Genomic DNA, 17407 nt, shown 5'->3' with positions numbered 1-17407 from the left:
TCCACTGTGCAAAAGGTCAATCTTTTATGGATTTAGTGACGGCTGAGACCCCCATTTTAATCTTTGATGGCAGCTTTGAAGGCTGGCTCACGTGTGTGTTCACCATTTATGAGAATGGTTGGCAGCACACCCCGATTGTGACCATTCAAGCCGAGCATGAAGTGGTGCCCAATTTTTGGCAAGACACTGTCACCGTCGCGACCGATGAAGCCAAGACCTTACGGGTGAGTGATAAATTAGCGCACGTCTTTGGCAAAAACGGTATGCGGCAACTGCTGTGGGGCTTTTTATCAGAATCGCCTACCGTGTATAGTCATCTGTTTGGGGTGGTACGGTTTCAATTGTCCAATCCCAACCTTGATGTGTGGGAGAATTATACCCATGCGGATGTGATGGCAGTGAGCAAGCTTATCAAAATGGTCGGGCGTGAGCGCCACCGTATGCAGGCGTTTGTGCGATTTGAACAAATGCAAATGCCAGACACTGAAAAACCGGTATATTTTGCGCGCGTTGAGCCCGATTTTAATGTATTACCCATTTTGCATCAGCATTTTAAAGAACGCTATGCCGATCAAACTTGGGCGATATATGATGTCAAACGCGGGTTTGGTATTTATTACGCTCACGATGATCCCAGCGAACAAGTCCATATCATCTTTGATGTAGATGATGAAGCGCTACTGCATCCGCAGCAATTTTATAGCAAGGCAGAACAACAATACCAAACGCTTTGGCAAAAATATTTCACTCACGTGACCATCAAAGAGCGGTTAAATCGCAAGCTGCATATCCAATATATGCCGAAACGCTATTGGAAATATTTAACGGAAAAAATGGTCTAATTTTGGCTTTTCTACAATAATTGAATACCAAAATTGCTTAGTAGTCTGGCCAATAACCAAAAGATCATAACCGTCACTACGATACAAATGCCCAAATCCGCCCAAAAGCCAACTTTTGGCAGCAAATATGGAAAAATTAAAAACATCGGCAAGGTGGGTATCACATACCAAAATGTGTAATAGGCGTGATTGGCGATTTTTTGGGTAGGTTGATGTTCAAGATACAGCCAAACCAAGGTCAAAATCGTCACCAATGGCAACGCGGCTATAAATCCTCCTAGCTTGTCACTGCGTTTTGCAAACTCTGAAACCAATACCACCATTAATGCAGTGATGGCATATTTAAACCAGATATTCATGTGATATATCTACCATGTTTTTATATTGACTGTAAATGTTCAAGTAGCTGTTGCATATCCTCGGGTAATGGCGCTTGTACTTTAATGGGCTCGCCCGTCTTGGGATGGATAAAGCCAAGCTCATAAGCATGCAGCGCTTGACGTTGAAATTGTAGCACGATTTGCTTTTGATCGTCATCCAATGCTTTTAACAATATGGCATTTTTGCGAGCGGAACCATACAGCGGATCACCGAGTAACGGAAATCCCAAATTGGATAAATGTACCCGAATTTGGTGGGTACGCCCTGTTTCAAGACGGACGCTGACCAATGAGACAGCGTCGCTTATCGCTGTGATTTTCTCAAGATGGGTGACAGCGGGTTTGCCACTACCCACCACCGCCATTTTGGTACGCTGGGTCGGATGGCGACCAATGGGTGCATCAATGGTGCGATGGCGGGCAAGCTCAGCCGCGGACGCCAACACAATCGCTTGGTAAAGCCGGTACACGGATTTGTCTTTAAGCTGATTAATTAGATGCAGCTGGCTTTGACTGTCTTTAGCAATCACCATTAAACCCGATGTTTCTTTATCGATTCGATGTACCAATCCTGCTCTAGGTAGCGTGCGGCTGTCAGGATAATGAAAAAGCAGCGCGTTGACTAGCGTACCCGAGCCATTGCCTGCGCCAGGATGGACGACCAAACCTACTGGCTTATTGATGACCAGCACCGCCTCATCTTCATATAAGATATCAAGTGGGATATTCTCGGGCAAATCTTGCTGTTGAGCGATCAAACTCGCTTTAAGCACCAACATATCGTTGGGCTTAAGACGATATTTGGGTTTTTGCGCTGCGCCGTTTACGGTCAGTTCGCCTGACTCAAGCCAATTTTTAATTTGCTCACGCGAATAGTCGCTAAACACCAAGGCAGCAATTTTATCAATGCGCTCCCCTATTTGCTCAGAGTTGACTGTATAATTTTGGATAATTTGATGACTGCCAGCGTCGTGAGCCTGCAGGTTTTGATGGCTTGGGTGTGGTTGTGACAGATTTTCCCATTCTTCTTCGAGTTGATTGGTATTGTTTTGAGTCATAGATTCATTCATAGATTCGATGTTTGATTCGATTGGATTTAAGTTGCTCGGATGTGAGGCGATTGGCTTGGTCATAAACAGTTCAGACTTAGGGTATAGGGGGTTTGCAAAATTAATATGCGTGGATAGGTCACAAAGTATAACGTTTCGTGATAGACTTAGTGAAATTTTTAATACAATATTTTGCATTCAGTTTTGAACAATAAGTATTATGATGGGCAAATATTTTTGCAATAGATTTGAGGTTCGTATGCATCATCTTTCCAAAGTTGTGGGTGTCACCGCAATTACTCTGGCTTTGACCACTTTATCTGGCTGTCAAACGCTAAAAAATTCAAAATTGTTGGGTGGCAAAGACGAAGTCGTCGCGACCAAAGCTGAAAAAAGCGAACAAGGCTACTACCAAGCAGCGTCTGACAACATCAAAAAAGGCAATCTTGCCAAAGCGATTAGCCAGTTAAACGACTTGCGGACTTTCTATCCTGTGGGTGATTACAGCGAGCAAGCGTTACTTGACCTGATGTATGCGCAGTACCAACATGGTGACTATTTAGATGCGATTGCCAGTGCCGATCGTTTTATCCAGTCTTACCCGTCCAACCCGCAAGTTGACTACGCGTACTATGTTCGCGGCATCTCAAATATGCAGGCGGCATCAGGCGGCGTGATGAAATACACCAAGCTCAATCCTGCACACCGTGATATGGGCTATTCGCGTATTGCGTTTAATAATTTTCAGCAATTGATTAATCGCTTTCCCAATAGTGCGTATGCCCCAGACGCTGCGCTACGTATGCGTTATATTTATAACCAATTGGCAGAAAGTGAGATGGATGTAGCGCGCTGGTATATTAAACGCAAAGCCTATGTGGCAGCCGCCAACCGTGCTAAATGGGTGTTTCAGTACTATCCACAAAGCGAGGCAATTCCAGAGTCTATTGCAACCATCGCCTATAGCTATGATAAACTGGGAATGACAGATACCGCCAACCAATATAAACAACTACTTCGTATCAACTACCCTGCGCTGATTGATGCGCGTGGCAACGTCAAACTTGATAATACCCGTACCGGTTCAAACTGGTTAAATAAAGCCACATTGGGCGTGTTGGGTCAAAGCTCACAAAATGCTGCTGTTCAAGGGCTAGCCCAGCAGTCTGGGCAATACTCAGGCAACACCAAGCCGCAAGTGATTCAGACCTCAATTCAGCAAGCTGCGGCAATGCGCCTGCCAAGTCCGGCTACCACGGCAAATGATGAAACACCGACCAGACCACGTGAGACTACAATTGGTTTGGGTCTGCCACCTGACAATACCAGTCAAGTCAAATAATCTATAAACCCTGTTAACATTAGCTAGGTTTATCCTAGCTATTTTTTTTCAATCAGCTAATTTTTAACTGGAAATGCGCTTTTTACCATGAGTAACAATGCCATCATTGATCAAATCATTGCCAATGCTGATATCGTCAAGATTATTGGCAAGCATGTGGAGCTCAAACGTTCGGGCAATGAATTCAAAGGCTGTTGCCCTTTTCATGGAGAAAAAACGCCCTCATTTTTTGTCAATCCGCAAAAAGGGCTATATAACTGTTTTGGCTGTGGTGTCGCGGGCAATGCGCTCACCTTTTTAAAAGAGTACGAAAACCTCACCGCGGGTGAAGCGCTCAAAGAACTGTCCCGTCAAACGGGGATTGAGCTGCCCAAAGAGCCTGTCAAAAAATCACATACCTATAAAAAAACACCTATTCAGCACAAACCTGCTGTATCGCAAGCAAGGGCATCCTCTCATCAAAATCTGGCTCAAAGTCCCGCCCAAGCCCTCTCTGAATCCGATGTTGCCGAGCGTCCGTCTATTGCCGATGCAGAGGCTTTGTGGATAGACGCTTTTGATGATTTTCAAACGTCTGATAGCTTAGATGCGAGCTTTATCCCTTTTGCTGATTATGATGACGCAAGCGTTGGCGGGTTTTCACCCTTTGATGACATGGGTAATAGCAGTCCGCAGGATAGTTCATCAAGTTTATACGACTTACTCACCCAAATCTGCCAGTTTTATCAACATCAATTACAGCAAAATAGCTTTGCCCAACATTATTTGCTCAAACGTGGTCTGACGCCGCACACTATCGAAGAATTTGCCTTGGGTTTTGCCCCAAACGGTTGGCAACATCTTGAAGAAGCCTTTCCCCAAGATATCGAAGGTTTAAAAATCTTGGGATTGGTACGCACTTCGCAAAATGGACGTGATTTTGATTTGCTGCGCAATCGGGTGATTTTTCCCATTCGCGACCAACAAGGGCGGGTGATCGGCTTTGCCGGTCGCACCATGTCTGATGATGAGCAGCCCAAGTATATCAATTCTTCAGATTCACCTGTATTTCATAAACAAGCCGTGTTGTATGGTCTTTTTGAAGGGCGCAAGGCCAAAGCCAAAGACTGGCTGGTGGTTGAAGGTTATATGGATGTCATAAGCCTTCATCAAGCGGGCGTGTATGGCGCAGTTGCCTCCATGGGAACAGCACTAGCGCAATCACAAATCGAAAGATTACTGCAATTTAATCCCATACTTACTTTAAGTTTTGATGGTGATAGTGCAGGACAAAAAGCCGCTTGGCGTGCCATGGAAGTGGGTTTGCCTGCGCTCACTGATGGCAAGGAATTGCACTTTTTGACACTGCCAGATAATCATGATCCTGATAGTTATGTCAAAGCGCATGGTTTGTTAGCGATGCAGCAACAAATCGCCCAAGCCGTTCCCCTATCAGCGTATTTGTATTCAAGTCTGACGCGTCAATATCCTACCAATACCCCTGAAAATCGCAGCAAAATTTTGCAGCAACTCTCTGCGCTGACCCAAAAACTGCCAAAAGGCAGTTATGGCTGGTTGCTGCGTGAAGACATCAAGAACAAAATGGGATTGGGGCGAAAAAACCAAGCACGGCAAGCGCAAGATGCCCTGCTCAATTTTGATAGCGAATTGACGGTACAACTGCATCTGCAGTTGTGTTTTTTGTTTCAACCAGAGCTGTTAGGCAGTCTGGAAAATAACCGCATTAGCCAATCTGTGATCCGCGAGATTTATCAGCGCAGCGAAGCGGCTAATGTTTTTAAGCCGAAACACCCATCTACCAAACCAACAGCCCCTATTCGATTAGATGAAAATTCAACTGGTGACACTGATGTTATCACAGATGTCATCGATGCGCCCTGCAAAAACTATGATGAAAGCTGCTGCCTAACTTGGCAAGCCATTGCCGATGAAGAATTATTGAATTTGATTACTTGGATTCAAACCATTCAGTCAAGATTGCAGGATTTTGATAACCCAAAATGGTCAACTTACGATCGAATTAATGCCAAAGCGCATTTTATACTGGCGGGCTTGACATCAGAGCAGCAAAACAAACTTGTCAAACATTGGGCGCGGTTTTTTAAGGAACTCAGTCAGCGCAATATTGATGATATCTCGGACCTGGTGACAGAGTTGGTGGTTCAATTGATGTTAGAAACTCTACAGCGCGAACAAAAAACCCTAAAAGCAGACTTAAAGGCGCTGAGCCTATGTATTAAACACCACCAAGCGATTTTAACTTGGCTTAGAACATGGCTACAGCGCAAAGAGGATTAATTCATCGCGTGTTTATGCCATTTTAATCCGCGCATCATGAAACATATCCATCTCAGGGGCGAGTACTTTCATAAAACGGTCAAAATATAATAGTTGTTTGGTGAGTAGCGCAAAATCTCTTGGGAAGTGAATACCATGGCGTTTACCGACTTCCACCATTTCAAGCAACATTTGATTGATTTCATCAGTATGATCTTTTAATCGGTTTGGCATAGTTTGGTCAATGGTTTTTCCCATAAATAAACTATCTTCCGCCAAGATTTTTTTCATCACTGATTCAAGATCTTGCGCAAGGACATCGACATTGACTTGCTCTCGCGCATGGGTCATATCCATTTCAACCATATAATGCGCCATGCCGCGATAGTCTTCTTTAGCAAAACTATCCATTATACCCATACTGGCTTGCCACGCTTTGGGTTCAAGTTTGCCTACAATCCCAAAATCAATAAAGCCAATACGACCATCGGTCAACAACATCAAATTGCCTGCATGCAAATCGGCATGAAAACTATTGCACAGCATCAAGCTAGAGAACCACGTATTTAAAGTATCTGTCATCACCTGCGCGGGGTATTTGCAGTATTGACGCATGGCAGCATCATCAATCATCGATACCCCAAAAAACCGGGTCATGACAAGTACTTTTTTGGTACTGATATCATGATAAACATCGGGCGCGACTACTTTATGATTGTCGGTTTTTTTCAAAAAATCTTGGAAATCATCAATGTTTTTGGCTTCTTGTAAGAAGTCCGTTTCTGCTGCCATGCGCAAACGGATTTCATCAATAATGGGTGAAATACTGGCAAATTTTAGCGACGGTGCGATAATGTCAATCAGTTTAGTCAACCCAACCATCATGCCTAAATCGGTTTGAATGATGGTGTCTACTTCAGGTTTTTGCACTTTCAACACCACATTATCGCCATTTTTTAAAACAGCACTGTGGACTTGGGCGATGGATGCAGACGCTAGCGGTTTGACCTCAATACTTTGAAAAATATCTTCCAATGTCTGCCCATCTTTTTCCAGTTCCTCTCTTAAGACGCCTTCAATATAGCTATAAGGCATGGGCGTGGTTTGATCCAGACAGCCTTGAAATACTGTCACATATTCGCGAGGAAAGATGGACGGGGTACTGGCAATAAACTGACCGATTTTGATATAGGTAGTACCCAACGCTTCAAAGCTTTGGCGCAGCAGCGTTGGGGTCATTTTTTCGCCTTGGGCGATACGTAGCCCTGCTTTGCCAGCCACGGTTGCCGTCTTCCCGACCCGCTGAATGACATTTAAGGATTTTTTAAAAAAGTGATTTTTTTGCATGATTAACTCTAGTTTAAATGACGTCTGTGATAGCGGATGGTTGGCTACAAATCTCGCAGTTAGCGTCTTTACGATAGTGAAGTTTTTTAAGATTCATGGTTTTGCCGTTCCATAGCAATAACGTTTGCGCTATAGGATTGATGCCGAGTCCCAAAAAACTCAAAGCCGCTTGGGCTTGAAGGTTGCCGATGATTTGGGTGGTACTGGCAAGCACGCCGCTAGTAGCACAAGTTCGCTCATCATCCCCTGCCCCTTGAAACAAGCAATGATAGCAACCTTGCTGCGGCGCAAATAATGCCAGTTGCCCGGTTTGCGCAATGGCGGAAGCTGATAACAATGATAAATTCGACTTGACAGCGATGGTATTAATGAGGTCTCGTGTTCTGAAGTTATCGGTACAATCACAGATTAATTTGCTTAGGCTATTTATATTTGCTTGTTCAACCATTTGTTGATAATTATCGGCTGTCAAACGTGCTTGTATGGCGATAACCTCACAAAATGCATTGATTTCATGTAATTTAGCCTTGGCTACCAACGCTTTAGATTGACCGATGTCGTTTGGGGTAAATAGCGACTGCCGCTGCAAATTGCTCTCATCAATCGTATCATCGTCAATAATCAGTAGTTTGCCAATGCCAGCACGACACAAGGTCTCTGCAAGTGGGCAACCTAACCCGCCCATCCCAATAATAATCGCACAGCTATTTTTTAGCCGCGTTTGTGCTTCTATATCCCACCCTTCTAGCAATATTTGGCGAGCATAGCGTAGCATTTCTGCATCGGTTAATTCGGTTTGTTTTGACATAGTAGTTAAATTTTACATATTTACTTAGGCTATTTTAGCCCATTAATTTAGTACACTGATTTATTACACCTAGCGTTACCCGTTCATTGTCCCCATAGTCTTTGACAGTGATGACCTCGTCAAAGCCATTTGACAAAAACACGCCCCTAACCTGTTCGCCCTGGTTATACCCATGTTCAATCGCTAATAAGCCATGAGGCTGTAAAAATTGTGGCGCAGTTTTGACAATATGACAGATGTCTGCCATGCCTTTGTTATCCGCGATTAGCGCGCTAATAGGTTCATCGGTTAAGCCCGCCAAGTGGGGATCGTTGGGATCGATATAAGGTGGATTAGATACAATGATATCAAATTTGTTATTTTCATCTGCATGGGTTGTCATAAAGGGTTCATACCAACCGCCTTCAAAAAACGCGATATTATTCACCCCTATTCTATTGGCATTTTGTGCTGCCATTTTCAGCGCCTCAGCTGACTTGTCTACTGCGCTAACGGATGAATTTTTAAATTCCTCTGCCAGCGTGATGGCAATACAACCTGACCCAGTGCCTAAATCCAAAATATTCATTGGTTTGCTTAGGCTATTTTTATGGTGATTAAGCACCGCCTCTATCAACCTTTCAGTATCAGGACGCGGTATTAAAGTATGATGGTTGACTAAAAACTCATGCTGCCAAAAACTTTGTTTGCCTAAAATATACGCCAATGGTTTACCGGCTATCAACTCATCCAACGCTGCAAAGTATTGAGCGACTATCTCTGCAGTTACCATTTCGCTTTCATGGGTAATAAGATAAGTCTGCCCTACATGAAGATACTCACCCAGCAACTGTTTACGGATGTGTTTTTCAACCGCGCTTGGTACACCCAACAATGATTGAATGGTGTAAGATGATACTGGATTATTCATGGGTGATGTTATCGCCTCTTGTCGCATCTTGGCTCATCACATGCTTATCTACCATATAAATCAACAACAGCACAGGAATGCCAATCAGTGCAGTAAAAGTGAAAAAAGCAGGATATCCCATAGTTTCTACCATCGCACCTGAATAGCCACCCAAAATTTTTGGTGTTAACGTCATCAATGAACTAAGCAGTGCATACTGTACCATGCTAAAGCGAATATTGGTCAATACCGATAAAAAAGCGACAAAGATGGCACTTGCTAGACCTGATGCGAGATTATCAAACATCACCGCTGAGTACATGTAAAAAAAATCGTGACCCTTGCCCGCCAAAATCACAAACAATAAATTACTGGCTGACGCTAAAATAGCACCAATCAACATAGCATTCATGATTTTAAAACGCTCGGCAAGCAAACCGCCTAGAATACCCCCTACAATTGACATCCCCATCCCAAAGGTTTTGACTGCCAAGGCGATATCGGTTTTGCTAAAGCCTAAGTTGACATAAAACAAGTTTGACGTCGTACCTGCCACAATATCTGAAATACGATACAAGCCTATCAATAAAATCAGCCATACGGCTTTTTTACCATAACGAATGAAAAAGTCTTGAATCGGCGCGACCCACATGTCAACCGCGACTTGTTTTTTGATGATTTTGGCTTTTAATAACACTAACGCGGTACCAATGGCGATAGCCACAGCGCCAATAAATTTAATACTTTCATAAACAAAGCCCAAAAATTTTGACTCAGTCTCGGGAAGCACATGACCGATGACAATAAAACTGGAAATCAGCGCAATCACTGAAATTAAAAATAGTAAAAACAGTTGAAAATAATCCGACATCGGGCGTTCATGTTGCTCACGGGTGACGGTGGGTTCTTTAATCAAAAGAGTGGTGACAACGCCTACTAGCATCAAAGATGCCATAATATAATAGGTTTGTTGCCAAGCAGCGTAGTTGTAAGTGGCTTTGGTCGAGCCAAAATATTCTGCCAAAAACAGTGCCCCCGCCCCTGCGACAATCAGACCGATTCGATAGCCTGCCATAAACATACCAGAGAGTACGGGTTGCATGGATTTTTCAGCAATTTCAATGCGATAGGCATCAATCACGATGTCTTGTGTCGCCGCTGAAAAACCTAACAACACGGCAAAAAATGCCATGTAATCAAGCACAACATCACTGGTGGGATTAAAACTACCAAGCATAAAAATTGCAAAGGCGATCACAATTTGTGCCACAATTAGCCAACTACGGCGTTGGCCTAGCATTTTGGTTAACAATGGAATCGGTACGGCATTGACGAGAGGCGACCAAACAAACTTAAACGAGTACCCGAGCATCGCCCAGCTAAACATGGTGATAATTTTGATATCAAATCCTGCTTCTTTGAGCCAAATTGATAAACTAGAAAATATCAATAGATAAGGTAGCCCTGAAGAGAAACCCAATAGCAACATCACCCAAGCGCGCTTGTCCATATAGGCTTTGATGGCTTCGCCCCAAGACTTTTTTGTGGCTGTTGAGCTTTCGCTTGGTAGCGCCGCTTGGTCGTTTGCCACAGGTTGTTTTGATATTTCCATGTTACCTCTCACTCGTCACGCACGATTTACCACAAAACTTTATTAAAATCTTGCTATTGTAGCGGTTTTCTAGGTCTAGACAAACTAAAATTATGATGGCTGTCTGAGACGTCGATATCTGAAAAGGCGGTGCTGCAACTGAATCAATAACTAAGTCAATAACTAGGTCAATGTCTGCAGACTTATCAATTTTTTTAAATTTTAAGCCTATTAAATAAGCCTGACGAAAGCCGCTAGGTTTTGAACCTGCGATTTTATGGTAATATGCTATAATTGGCACCCTGCGGTGACTTTCAACTTTTTTGTTAGTTGTTAGCTGTTAACGGCTTTGGGGCAAATTATGCAATAGCCGATTGCTATCTATCCGCAAAATAATGCCTATCATGTCACGGCAGTTGATAATGAAAGCTTATGTGTAGTCGATAGTAGCATGGCAGGCGCAGTGTCCAACACACGTATGGCGGTAATGCCTAGTTTTGTTAATTTTTAAGTTCAACCAAGCTCCTATAGCGAGCATTTTATTTCGTTTTTTTATTCGTTTTTTTTATTAAGGTCATTTTATGGCAATCAATGTTGTCATCAATCAACGTTATTTACAAATCCAACTCAAACAGCTTGAAACCGTTTGGCAGACTGTGATTAATAATTACAATCTGAGCCAAGCTGCCAAAGTATTACACACCAGTCAATCCAGTCTTAGTAAGCATATTGCCGCGCTCGAAAGTCAGCTTCGGGCAGAAGTTTTTGTGCGGCAGGGTAAGCGATTGGTGGGTCTATCCCCTATCGGTGAGCTGCTACTACCGCATATTGAGAAAATATTTGTAGAAGTACGGTCGATTGAAAATTTAACTTTAGATTTTCAAAATCCCCATCAGGGTGAGTTGTCAATTGCCACGACGCATACCCAAGCACGTTATGTGTTGCCTTGGGTAATACAGCGCTTTAAACAACAATTTCCCAATGTCCATCTGATTTTACATCAAGCTGACCCCGAGTCGATTGCCAATATGGTGGCACAAGGTCAAGCCGATATTGGCATCGCAACTGAATCGCTGCTTGCGCATGATAATCTACACTGTATTCGCTATTATGATTGGTATCATCATGTGATTGTGCCCGTGGGTCATGAGCTTGAAAATCGCACTGAAATTGATATCCAAACCTTAGCAAATTATCCGATTATCACTTATCACGGCGGTTTTACGGGTCGTGGTGCGATTGATAGAGCCTTTAGCGCGGCACAGCTGACCCCTAATATTGTACTTACTGCTTTGGATGCCGATGTGATTAGCACCTATGTCGGTATTGGTATGGGCGTGGGCACGATTGCTGAAATGGCATTTGAAGGTCAGAATTATCGCAATCTTGTCAAAATTCCAACGAAAATTTTTGGAAAACATGTGACATGGATAGCCACCCGTGCCGATGGCGATATCCGTAATTTTGGCAAAGCTTTCATTGATATTTGTCAGCAACAATTTGGGTGATTGATTTTTTTGGATTCGCCATTATAAAGAGACTACTATTCTTTTTATGATGACTACAATGGTGACAAAGATGACCAAACAAATCCCTATTTCATTTTTAGACCTTGTTCCTGTACCTGAAGGCAGTGACGCCAAAAACGCGCTTAAGCAAGCGGTGACTGTTGCCCAAACTGCCGAACAAGTAGGTTTTAACCGCTATTGGCTGGCTGAGCACCATAACATGCGCGGCATTGCCAGTACTGCAACCAGTGTGTTGCTAGCTCACATTGGCGCTCACACCTCAACGATTCGAATTGGCTCGGGTGGTATCATGTTGCCTAACCATGCGCCGTTAGTGGTCGCAGAACAGTTTGGTACGTTAGCCACTTTGTATGGCGAACGTATCGATCTTGGCGTCGGCCGTGCCCCTGGTACGGATGGAGCAACCTTCCGTGCCTTGCGCCGCACTATGAATGATGCCGAAAACTTCCCGCAAGATGTGCAAGAACTGATGCATTATTTTGACCCGCTCGATGGTCAGACAGTGACTGCCATGCCGGCTAATGGCTTAAATGTGCCTGTCTGGATTTTAGGGTCGTCTTTATTTGGTGCCAGTCTTGCTGCTGCATTAGGCTTGCCTTATGTGTTTGCGTCTCATTTTGCGCCGCAGATGTTATCGCAAGCGGTGACATTGTACCGTGAGAATTTCAAGCCTTCTGCCTACTTGCAACAGCCTTATGTGATGGTAGCAAGTAACTTGCTATTGGCCGATACCGATGAGGAAGCCGCTTACCAATTCACCTCAGCGCAGCAAAGTTTTGTTAATTTGCGCCGCGGTAAACCCTCACAAATGCCAAAACCGATTGAGAATATTGATGCTTTTTGGACATCTGCAGAGAAGTACATGGTTGAATCATCGTTGGCAATTTCGTTTGTCGGTACACCTGACAGTGTCAAACCAAAACTTGACCATTTTCTTGAGACTATCCGCCCTGATGAATTGATTGTCACTTGTAATATTTATGACCAACAAGCCCGCCTCAACTCCTTATCTTTGGTGAAAGCGCTTGATTCATTTAGCTTAAACAGCTAATCAACATCACAAAAGCAAAAACCACAAAAAAGCCCAAGTTAATCTTGGGCTTTTTTATTATTTCAATAATTCTGATAATGACATCTTATTGAGCCGATCCAAATCCTCTTGCGTGTCTACACCGGGCGGCAACAATTCTGAAGCAATATCAATGGCGATACGCATGCCTTGCTCCAAAATACGCAATTGTTCCAATGATTCAAACTGCTCTAGCTCGCCTTGCTGCCAGACACTAAATTGTTGTAGCAAACTGACCCGATAAGCATAGATGCCTAGGTGTCGATAAGCGTTTTTTGGCGCGCTATTTTCCCCACTTATTGGCTGTTCGGTCAACAATGCTGTATGGCGATCGCAAGGAATCGGCGCTCGGCTAAAATACAAGGCTTCCTTATGGGCATTTTTGACGACTTTGACTACCGATGGCCGTAAAAACTCTTCAACGCTTTGGATGGGTTCAGCCAAAGTCGCCATCACGCAATCTTTTTTTTGTAGCAGGAGCTCAGTCACTTGTTTGATAAGTCCTGCAGGCACGAGTGGTTCGTCGCCTTGCATATTAATCACGATATCTTCAGTTGACCACTGCTGAAGCCTAGCTACTTCAGCAAGCCTATCAGTGCCAGACGCATGATTGGGGTCAGTCATGATGACAGCTGCCCCATAGTCTTGACACAGTTTAGCGATGTTATCGTCATCGGTTGCCACAAAAATATCATCGGCAATTCCCGCCGATTTCACCGCATTGGCACGATCAATCACCCATAGAATCATCGGTTTGCCATGAATTTCTAACAGCGGTTTGTTGGGTAGTCGAGTACTTTTTAGACGGGCTGGTATGACCAAATGTTTTAACATATTGTATTTCCTACAAGTTTTTTAATTGTCAGCATTGTTAGCATTGTTAGCATTGTCAGCAAGGGCAACCAATTCACCAATTTGTCGGTCGATTAACCCATAAAAGGCGGGTGATAACTCAGCTTCTACCGGTAACACCCATATGGTTGTTACAATGTCATTTTTTTCATGATCTTGGGCGAACAAAATACGCAATTTGACCGCATCCTTATCAGTGACGATAATCGGTAACTTTGGCAAGTTGGCAAAATCTTGCAAACTATAAGTGTGATGGTCATTTAGTGGCATCGGTATGATGTCAAATCCTAATTGGCTTAGGCTATTAAAAAAACGCTGCGGCAAACCAATCCCCGTCATGGCAATCACTTGTTGGGCAGGTAAGCTATTTTGCGAATAGGTTTTAAATAAAGGCGCTTTAAATAAAGGTACTAGCGGTTTTTGTAGCAAACGCATACGAATATCGGGTGATATGCTATGATAATTTTTGCTTAGGCTATTTGAAAAATGGGTTAAAGCCTGAGTATCCTGCCAATCACTTTGATGAAATATGACGGTGGTATTGGGCTGATACAGGCGTTTAATCGGTTCGCGCAGAAAGCCTGTGGGCAATAGCTGGCGGTTACCAAAGCCGCGATCGGCATCGACGACAATCCAGTTTTCATCCCTATCCAAGGCAAAATGTTGCAGTCCATCATCCGCCAAAATAAGTTGAATGCTTGGGAATTGCTCAAGCAATAACTCAATTGCTTGAGCCCGGTTTGGACAGACTGCCATTGGCACGCCTGTACGCTGCACAATCAGACACGGCTCATCACCAACCTCACTGGGCTTTGAATTTGCTGTCACGATACAAGGCATCAGCTTGGCTTGTCCACCATAGCCACGACTGATGACGCCGACTGTCAGCCCTTTTTGCTGCAGGTAAGTTACCACGGCAATGATTAGCGGCGTCTTACCGCTACCGCCAACCGTGATATTGCCCACTACAATGACGGGCACGTTGGGATAATAAACTGGTTTTAGCCCTAATCGATAAATATTTTTATTGAGCCAAAAAACCAATCCATACAACCAAGACACGGGCAATAACAACCATAGCCAGAGAGATTTGTTGCGCCACGCCTGTAGTAGTGTCTGTTGCATTAGCTTGACAATATGTCCTCTTCAAAATGACGCTCATACAGCTTGGCATACGTACCTTGCGCCGCTAGCAAACTGTCGTGGGTACCGACTTCAATAATTTCACCTTTATCCATGACCACGATTTTATCGGCATTTTGGATAGTGGTTAATCGGTGCGCGATAACGATGGTGGTTCTGCCATGCATGACACGTTCCAGCGCTTTTTGGATATAAAATTCTGATTCGTTATCTAGCGCGCTGGTGGCTTCATCCAAAATCAAGATAGGCGCATCTTTTAGCAGGGCACGTGCAATGGATAAGCGTTGGCGTTGTCCGCCAGATAACTGCAGACCCTGTGAACCAATTTCTGATTGGTAACCCTGCGGCAATTGCATGATAAAATCGTGCGCAAAGGCTGATTTTGCGGCATCAATCACTTGCTCCGAGGTTCGGTTAGATAATTCGCCATAGGCGATATTGTTGTGGATAGAGGTATCAAACAGCACCACTTGTTGGTTGACGCTCGCAATCTGACTACGCAGTGAATGTAATGTCAAATCTTCGATAGCGACATCGTCAAGATAAATATTGCCCTTTGTGGGCTCTAGCGCGCGCATCAGACAGTTGACTAGAGTAGTTTTACCGGCGCCACTTCGACCGATTAACGCCACCGTTTCACCGGGATTGACCACCAAATTTACGTTGTTGAGCGCTTGTTTGCCATCCTCAAAAGTGACGCTTAGGTTGTTAAGTACTATTTTACCGGTCAGGGCTTTTTCAACCTTGCCTGTGTCTTTTTCTTCGGCTTCATCGAGCATCTCAAATATAGAATCCGCCGCCGCCAAACCTTTTTGCAAGCCTTGATTAATATCGGTCAACGAGCGCACGGGTTTACTCAGTAGCCCTGCCGCGCTGATATAGGCAATAAACTCGCCTGCGGTGGTATCGCCTAATACGTTGGGTCTTAATGCAATCCATACCACCACCGCCATCGCGCACGCCATCAATAATTGAATTAATGGGGTATTGATACTATTGGTCACCACCACCTTTAGCCCTTGTTTAAGATTGGTTAAAGAGGCGTTATTAAACCGCGTCAGCTCATTTTGTTGACCGCCATAATTTTTGACCACTTGGTAGCCTGTGATGACTTCATTGGTAATATGACTGACTTCACCCATGGATTTTTGAATACCGCGCGACAGCTTGCGAAAGCGTTTACTGGCTTTGCCAACCAACAATAAAATCGGCGGCAATACCACAAACAACGACAGGCTTAATTTCCAATTACTGTAAAGTAAAAACGCCAACAACCCAATCACGGTCAAACCATCGCGTAACAAGGTTTTGAGCGTATCGGTACCCGCCGCAGTCACCTGCTCGACATCAAAGATTAATTTTGCAGAAATCTGACCGGCATTGTGGTTGAGATAAAATTGGCTAGGTAATCTGAGCAATTTTGAAAACACTTGCATACGCAGCTGATAGACGACATTTCGTGAAATCACCGCGCTAAAGTAATTACCCAAAAATGAGCTAAGTCCGCGCAGTACAAACAATAATACGATTAAAGCTGGAAAAAGATTGATATGCGCTTGATCACGATCATTAATCGCATCAATAATGAATTTGACCAGTTTGGCAATGCCCACTTCGGTGCCTGCATTTAAGGTGAAGCCAATGACGACTAGCGTCATCGCCCACCAATACGGCTTGAGATAACCTAGCAATCTTCGATAGGTCTGCCAACGTGGGTGAGCATTGGAAGGTTTTGAAACGGTCATGGCATCTCAATATATAAAAGAAGGACTTAACAGCTATTGTATCAGTAAATTGAACAATAAAAATTATTTGGCATCTGGCGCTGGGGCAATATTACTATCGAGCGAAGTGGCAGGCATCACAGTACTGATATTTAAATTCATAAAGCCCATTTTACCTGCTATATCCATCACCTTAACCACCGATTGGTGACTGGCATCGGCATCGGCAGAGATAACAAATAGCTGCTTTCGGTCTTCACCTGCTTCTTGACGAATCATCGCCTTCAATTCAGCTTCGCCATTACCAGATAAAGCAATGCCATTGACCAAATAGCTACCATCTTTTTGCACCGCGATTTCAATGCGTTTGCTTTTCTCGGTAATCGGTACGCCTTCTGCTTGCGGCAAAATGATATTGAGTTTACTAAAATGGTTAAAGGTGGTCGACAGCAGTAGAAAAACAATCAAAAACAGCAAGCAATCAATCATTGGGGTCAGATTGATTTCTAAGGGTTCGACCGTGGGTTTACGAAATCGCATGGGTTGACTCTTTTACACAGCTATA

15 protein-coding genes are annotated in these 17407 nt (G+C 43.8%); 5 read left to right on the top strand and 10 right to left on the bottom strand.

The features are described 5' to 3' along the window. The first annotated feature begins 26 nt into the window (after positions 1 to 26). Positions 27 to 842 carry a TIGR03915 family putative DNA repair protein gene (locus ACAM39_RS05600; RefSeq protein ID WP_369628531.1) on the top strand — a complete coding sequence of 272 codons (816 nt, stop codon included), beginning with the start codon at positions 27 to 29 and terminating at the stop codon, positions 840 to 842. A gap of 11 nt (positions 843 to 853) precedes the next feature. Here ACAM39_RS05600 and ACAM39_RS05595 read toward each other — a convergent pair whose 3' ends face one another. After that, complete coding sequence (locus ACAM39_RS05595) at positions 854 to 1201, bottom strand: DUF3147 family protein (protein ID WP_369628530.1); 348 nt, start codon at positions 1199 to 1201, stop codon at positions 854 to 856. 20 nt (positions 1202 to 1221) lie between these two features. After that, on the bottom strand, positions 1222 to 2355 hold the full coding sequence (locus ACAM39_RS05590) for an RluA family pseudouridine synthase (RefSeq protein WP_369628529.1): 1134 nt from the start codon (positions 2353 to 2355) through the stop codon (positions 1222 to 1224). A gap of 175 nt (positions 2356 to 2530) precedes the next feature. Here ACAM39_RS05590 and ACAM39_RS05585 point away from each other — a divergent pair, with 175 nt between their 5' ends. After that, positions 2531 to 3613, top strand: coding sequence for an outer membrane protein assembly factor BamD (locus ACAM39_RS05585; protein WP_369628528.1), 1083 nt, complete (start codon positions 2531 to 2533; stop codon positions 3611 to 3613). Positions 3614 to 3700: 87 nt separating this feature from the next. Then, positions 3701 to 5911 (top strand): DNA primase, encoded by a 2211-nt coding sequence (locus ACAM39_RS05580; protein ID WP_369628527.1) that lies wholly within the window; start codon positions 3701 to 3703, stop codon positions 5909 to 5911. A gap of 12 nt (positions 5912 to 5923) precedes the next feature. Here ACAM39_RS05580 and ACAM39_RS05575 read toward each other — a convergent pair whose 3' ends face one another. Genes ACAM39_RS05575 through ACAM39_RS05560 form a run of 4 tightly spaced genes read right to left on the bottom strand, consistent with a single transcriptional unit; the run spans position 5924 to position 10546 of the window. Continuing rightward, positions 5924 to 7237, bottom strand: a complete 1314-nt coding sequence (locus ACAM39_RS05575; RefSeq protein ID WP_369628526.1) for an ABC1 kinase family protein — start codon at positions 7235 to 7237, stop codon at positions 5924 to 5926. Positions 7238 to 7250: 13 nt separating this feature from the next. After that, the gene (locus ACAM39_RS05570) at positions 7251 to 8045 is read right to left on the bottom strand and encodes a HesA/MoeB/ThiF family protein (RefSeq protein WP_369628525.1); all 795 of its coding nucleotides are present in this window, start codon (positions 8043 to 8045) and stop codon (positions 7251 to 7253) included. 34 nt (positions 8046 to 8079) lie between these two features. Then, positions 8080 to 8955 (bottom strand): peptide chain release factor N(5)-glutamine methyltransferase, encoded by an 876-nt coding sequence (gene prmC / locus ACAM39_RS05565; protein ID WP_369628524.1) that lies wholly within the window; start codon positions 8953 to 8955, stop codon positions 8080 to 8082. Then, entirely contained in the window at positions 8948 to 10546 is a 1599-nt protein-coding gene (locus ACAM39_RS05560) for an AmpG family muropeptide MFS transporter (RefSeq protein WP_369628523.1), read from the bottom strand. Before ACAM39_RS05560 ends, prmC begins: the two co-directional genes overlap by 8 nt. A gap of 560 nt (positions 10547 to 11106) precedes the next feature. On the opposite strand from ACAM39_RS05560, the gene ACAM39_RS05555 reads away from it, so the two are divergent. Then, positions 11107 to 12033 carry a LysR substrate-binding domain-containing protein gene (locus ACAM39_RS05555; RefSeq protein WP_248107416.1) on the top strand — a complete coding sequence of 309 codons (927 nt, stop codon included), beginning with the start codon at positions 11107 to 11109 and terminating at the stop codon, positions 12031 to 12033. Positions 12034 to 12103: 70 nt separating this feature from the next. Continuing rightward, entirely contained in the window at positions 12104 to 13105 is a 1002-nt protein-coding gene (locus ACAM39_RS05550; protein WP_369628522.1) for an LLM class flavin-dependent oxidoreductase, read from the top strand. Positions 13106 to 13162: 57 nt separating this feature from the next. Here the strand turns inward: ACAM39_RS05550 and kdsB are convergent, their stop codons facing one another. The 4 genes from kdsB to ACAM39_RS05530 all read right to left on the bottom strand — a co-directional run bounded on the left by kdsB (position 13163) and on the right by ACAM39_RS05530 (position 17382). Then, complete coding sequence (gene kdsB / locus ACAM39_RS05545) at positions 13163 to 13957, bottom strand: 3-deoxy-manno-octulosonate cytidylyltransferase (protein WP_219331268.1); 795 nt, start codon at positions 13955 to 13957, stop codon at positions 13163 to 13165. Positions 13958 to 13978: 21 nt separating this feature from the next. Next, entirely contained in the window at positions 13979 to 15100 is a 1122-nt protein-coding gene (lpxK, locus tag ACAM39_RS05540) for a tetraacyldisaccharide 4'-kinase (RefSeq protein ID WP_369628521.1), read from the bottom strand. After that, positions 15100 to 16863, bottom strand: coding sequence for a lipid A export permease/ATP-binding protein MsbA (msbA, locus tag ACAM39_RS05535; protein ID WP_369628520.1), 1764 nt, complete (start codon positions 16861 to 16863; stop codon positions 15100 to 15102). The genes lpxK and msbA overlap by 1 nt, the downstream gene beginning before the upstream one ends. A gap of 63 nt (positions 16864 to 16926) precedes the next feature. Then, positions 16927 to 17382 (bottom strand): ExbD/TolR family protein, encoded by a 456-nt coding sequence (locus ACAM39_RS05530; protein ID WP_204156055.1) that lies wholly within the window; start codon positions 17380 to 17382, stop codon positions 16927 to 16929. Positions 17383 to 17407 lie beyond the last annotated feature (25 nt).

The organism is Moraxella sp. K02, from assembly GCF_041154755.1.
Lineage (GTDB): Bacteria > Pseudomonadota > Gammaproteobacteria > Pseudomonadales > Moraxellaceae > Faucicola.
This window is presented reverse-complemented; position numbering and strand designations above follow the sequence as displayed.

Excerpts from the sequence above, each read along its gene's own strand:
- lpxK (WP_369628521.1), bottom strand. The coding sequence starts at position 15,100 with ATGCAACAGACACTACTACAGGCGTGGCGCAACAAATCTCTCTGGCTA.
- prmC (WP_369628524.1), bottom strand. The coding sequence starts at position 8,955 with ATGAATAATCCAGTATCATCTTACACCATTCAATCATTGTTGGGTGTA.
- ACAM39_RS05570 (WP_369628525.1), bottom strand. The coding sequence starts at position 8,045 with ATGTCAAAACAAACCGAATTAACCGATGCAGAAATGCTACGCTATGCT.
- ACAM39_RS05555 (WP_248107416.1), top strand. The coding sequence starts at position 11,107 with ATGGCAATCAATGTTGTCATCAATCAACGTTATTTACAAATCCAACTC.
- msbA (WP_369628520.1), bottom strand. The coding sequence starts at position 16,863 with ATGACCGTTTCAAAACCTTCCAATGCTCACCCACGTTGGCAGACCTAT.
- kdsB (WP_219331268.1), bottom strand. The coding sequence starts at position 13,957 with ATGTTAAAACATTTGGTCATACCAGCCCGTCTAAAAAGTACTCGACTA.
- ACAM39_RS05575 (WP_369628526.1), bottom strand. The coding sequence starts at position 7,237 with ATGCAAAAAAATCACTTTTTTAAAAAATCCTTAAATGTCATTCAGCGG.
- ACAM39_RS05560 (WP_369628523.1), bottom strand. The coding sequence starts at position 10,546 with ATGGAAATATCAAAACAACCTGTGGCAAACGACCAAGCGGCGCTACCA.
- ACAM39_RS05580 (WP_369628527.1), top strand. The coding sequence starts at position 3,701 with ATGAGTAACAATGCCATCATTGATCAAATCATTGCCAATGCTGATATC.
- ACAM39_RS05550 (WP_369628522.1), top strand. The coding sequence starts at position 12,104 with ATGACCAAACAAATCCCTATTTCATTTTTAGACCTTGTTCCTGTACCT.
- ACAM39_RS05600 (WP_369628531.1), top strand. The coding sequence starts at position 27 with ATGGATTTAGTGACGGCTGAGACCCCCATTTTAATCTTTGATGGCAGC.
- ACAM39_RS05590 (WP_369628529.1), bottom strand. The coding sequence starts at position 2,355 with ATGACCAAGCCAATCGCCTCACATCCGAGCAACTTAAATCCAATCGAA.
- ACAM39_RS05585 (WP_369628528.1), top strand. The coding sequence starts at position 2,531 with ATGCATCATCTTTCCAAAGTTGTGGGTGTCACCGCAATTACTCTGGCT.
- ACAM39_RS05530 (WP_204156055.1), bottom strand. The coding sequence starts at position 17,382 with ATGCGATTTCGTAAACCCACGGTCGAACCCTTAGAAATCAATCTGACC.
- ACAM39_RS05595 (WP_369628530.1), bottom strand. The coding sequence starts at position 1,201 with ATGAATATCTGGTTTAAATATGCCATCACTGCATTAATGGTGGTATTG.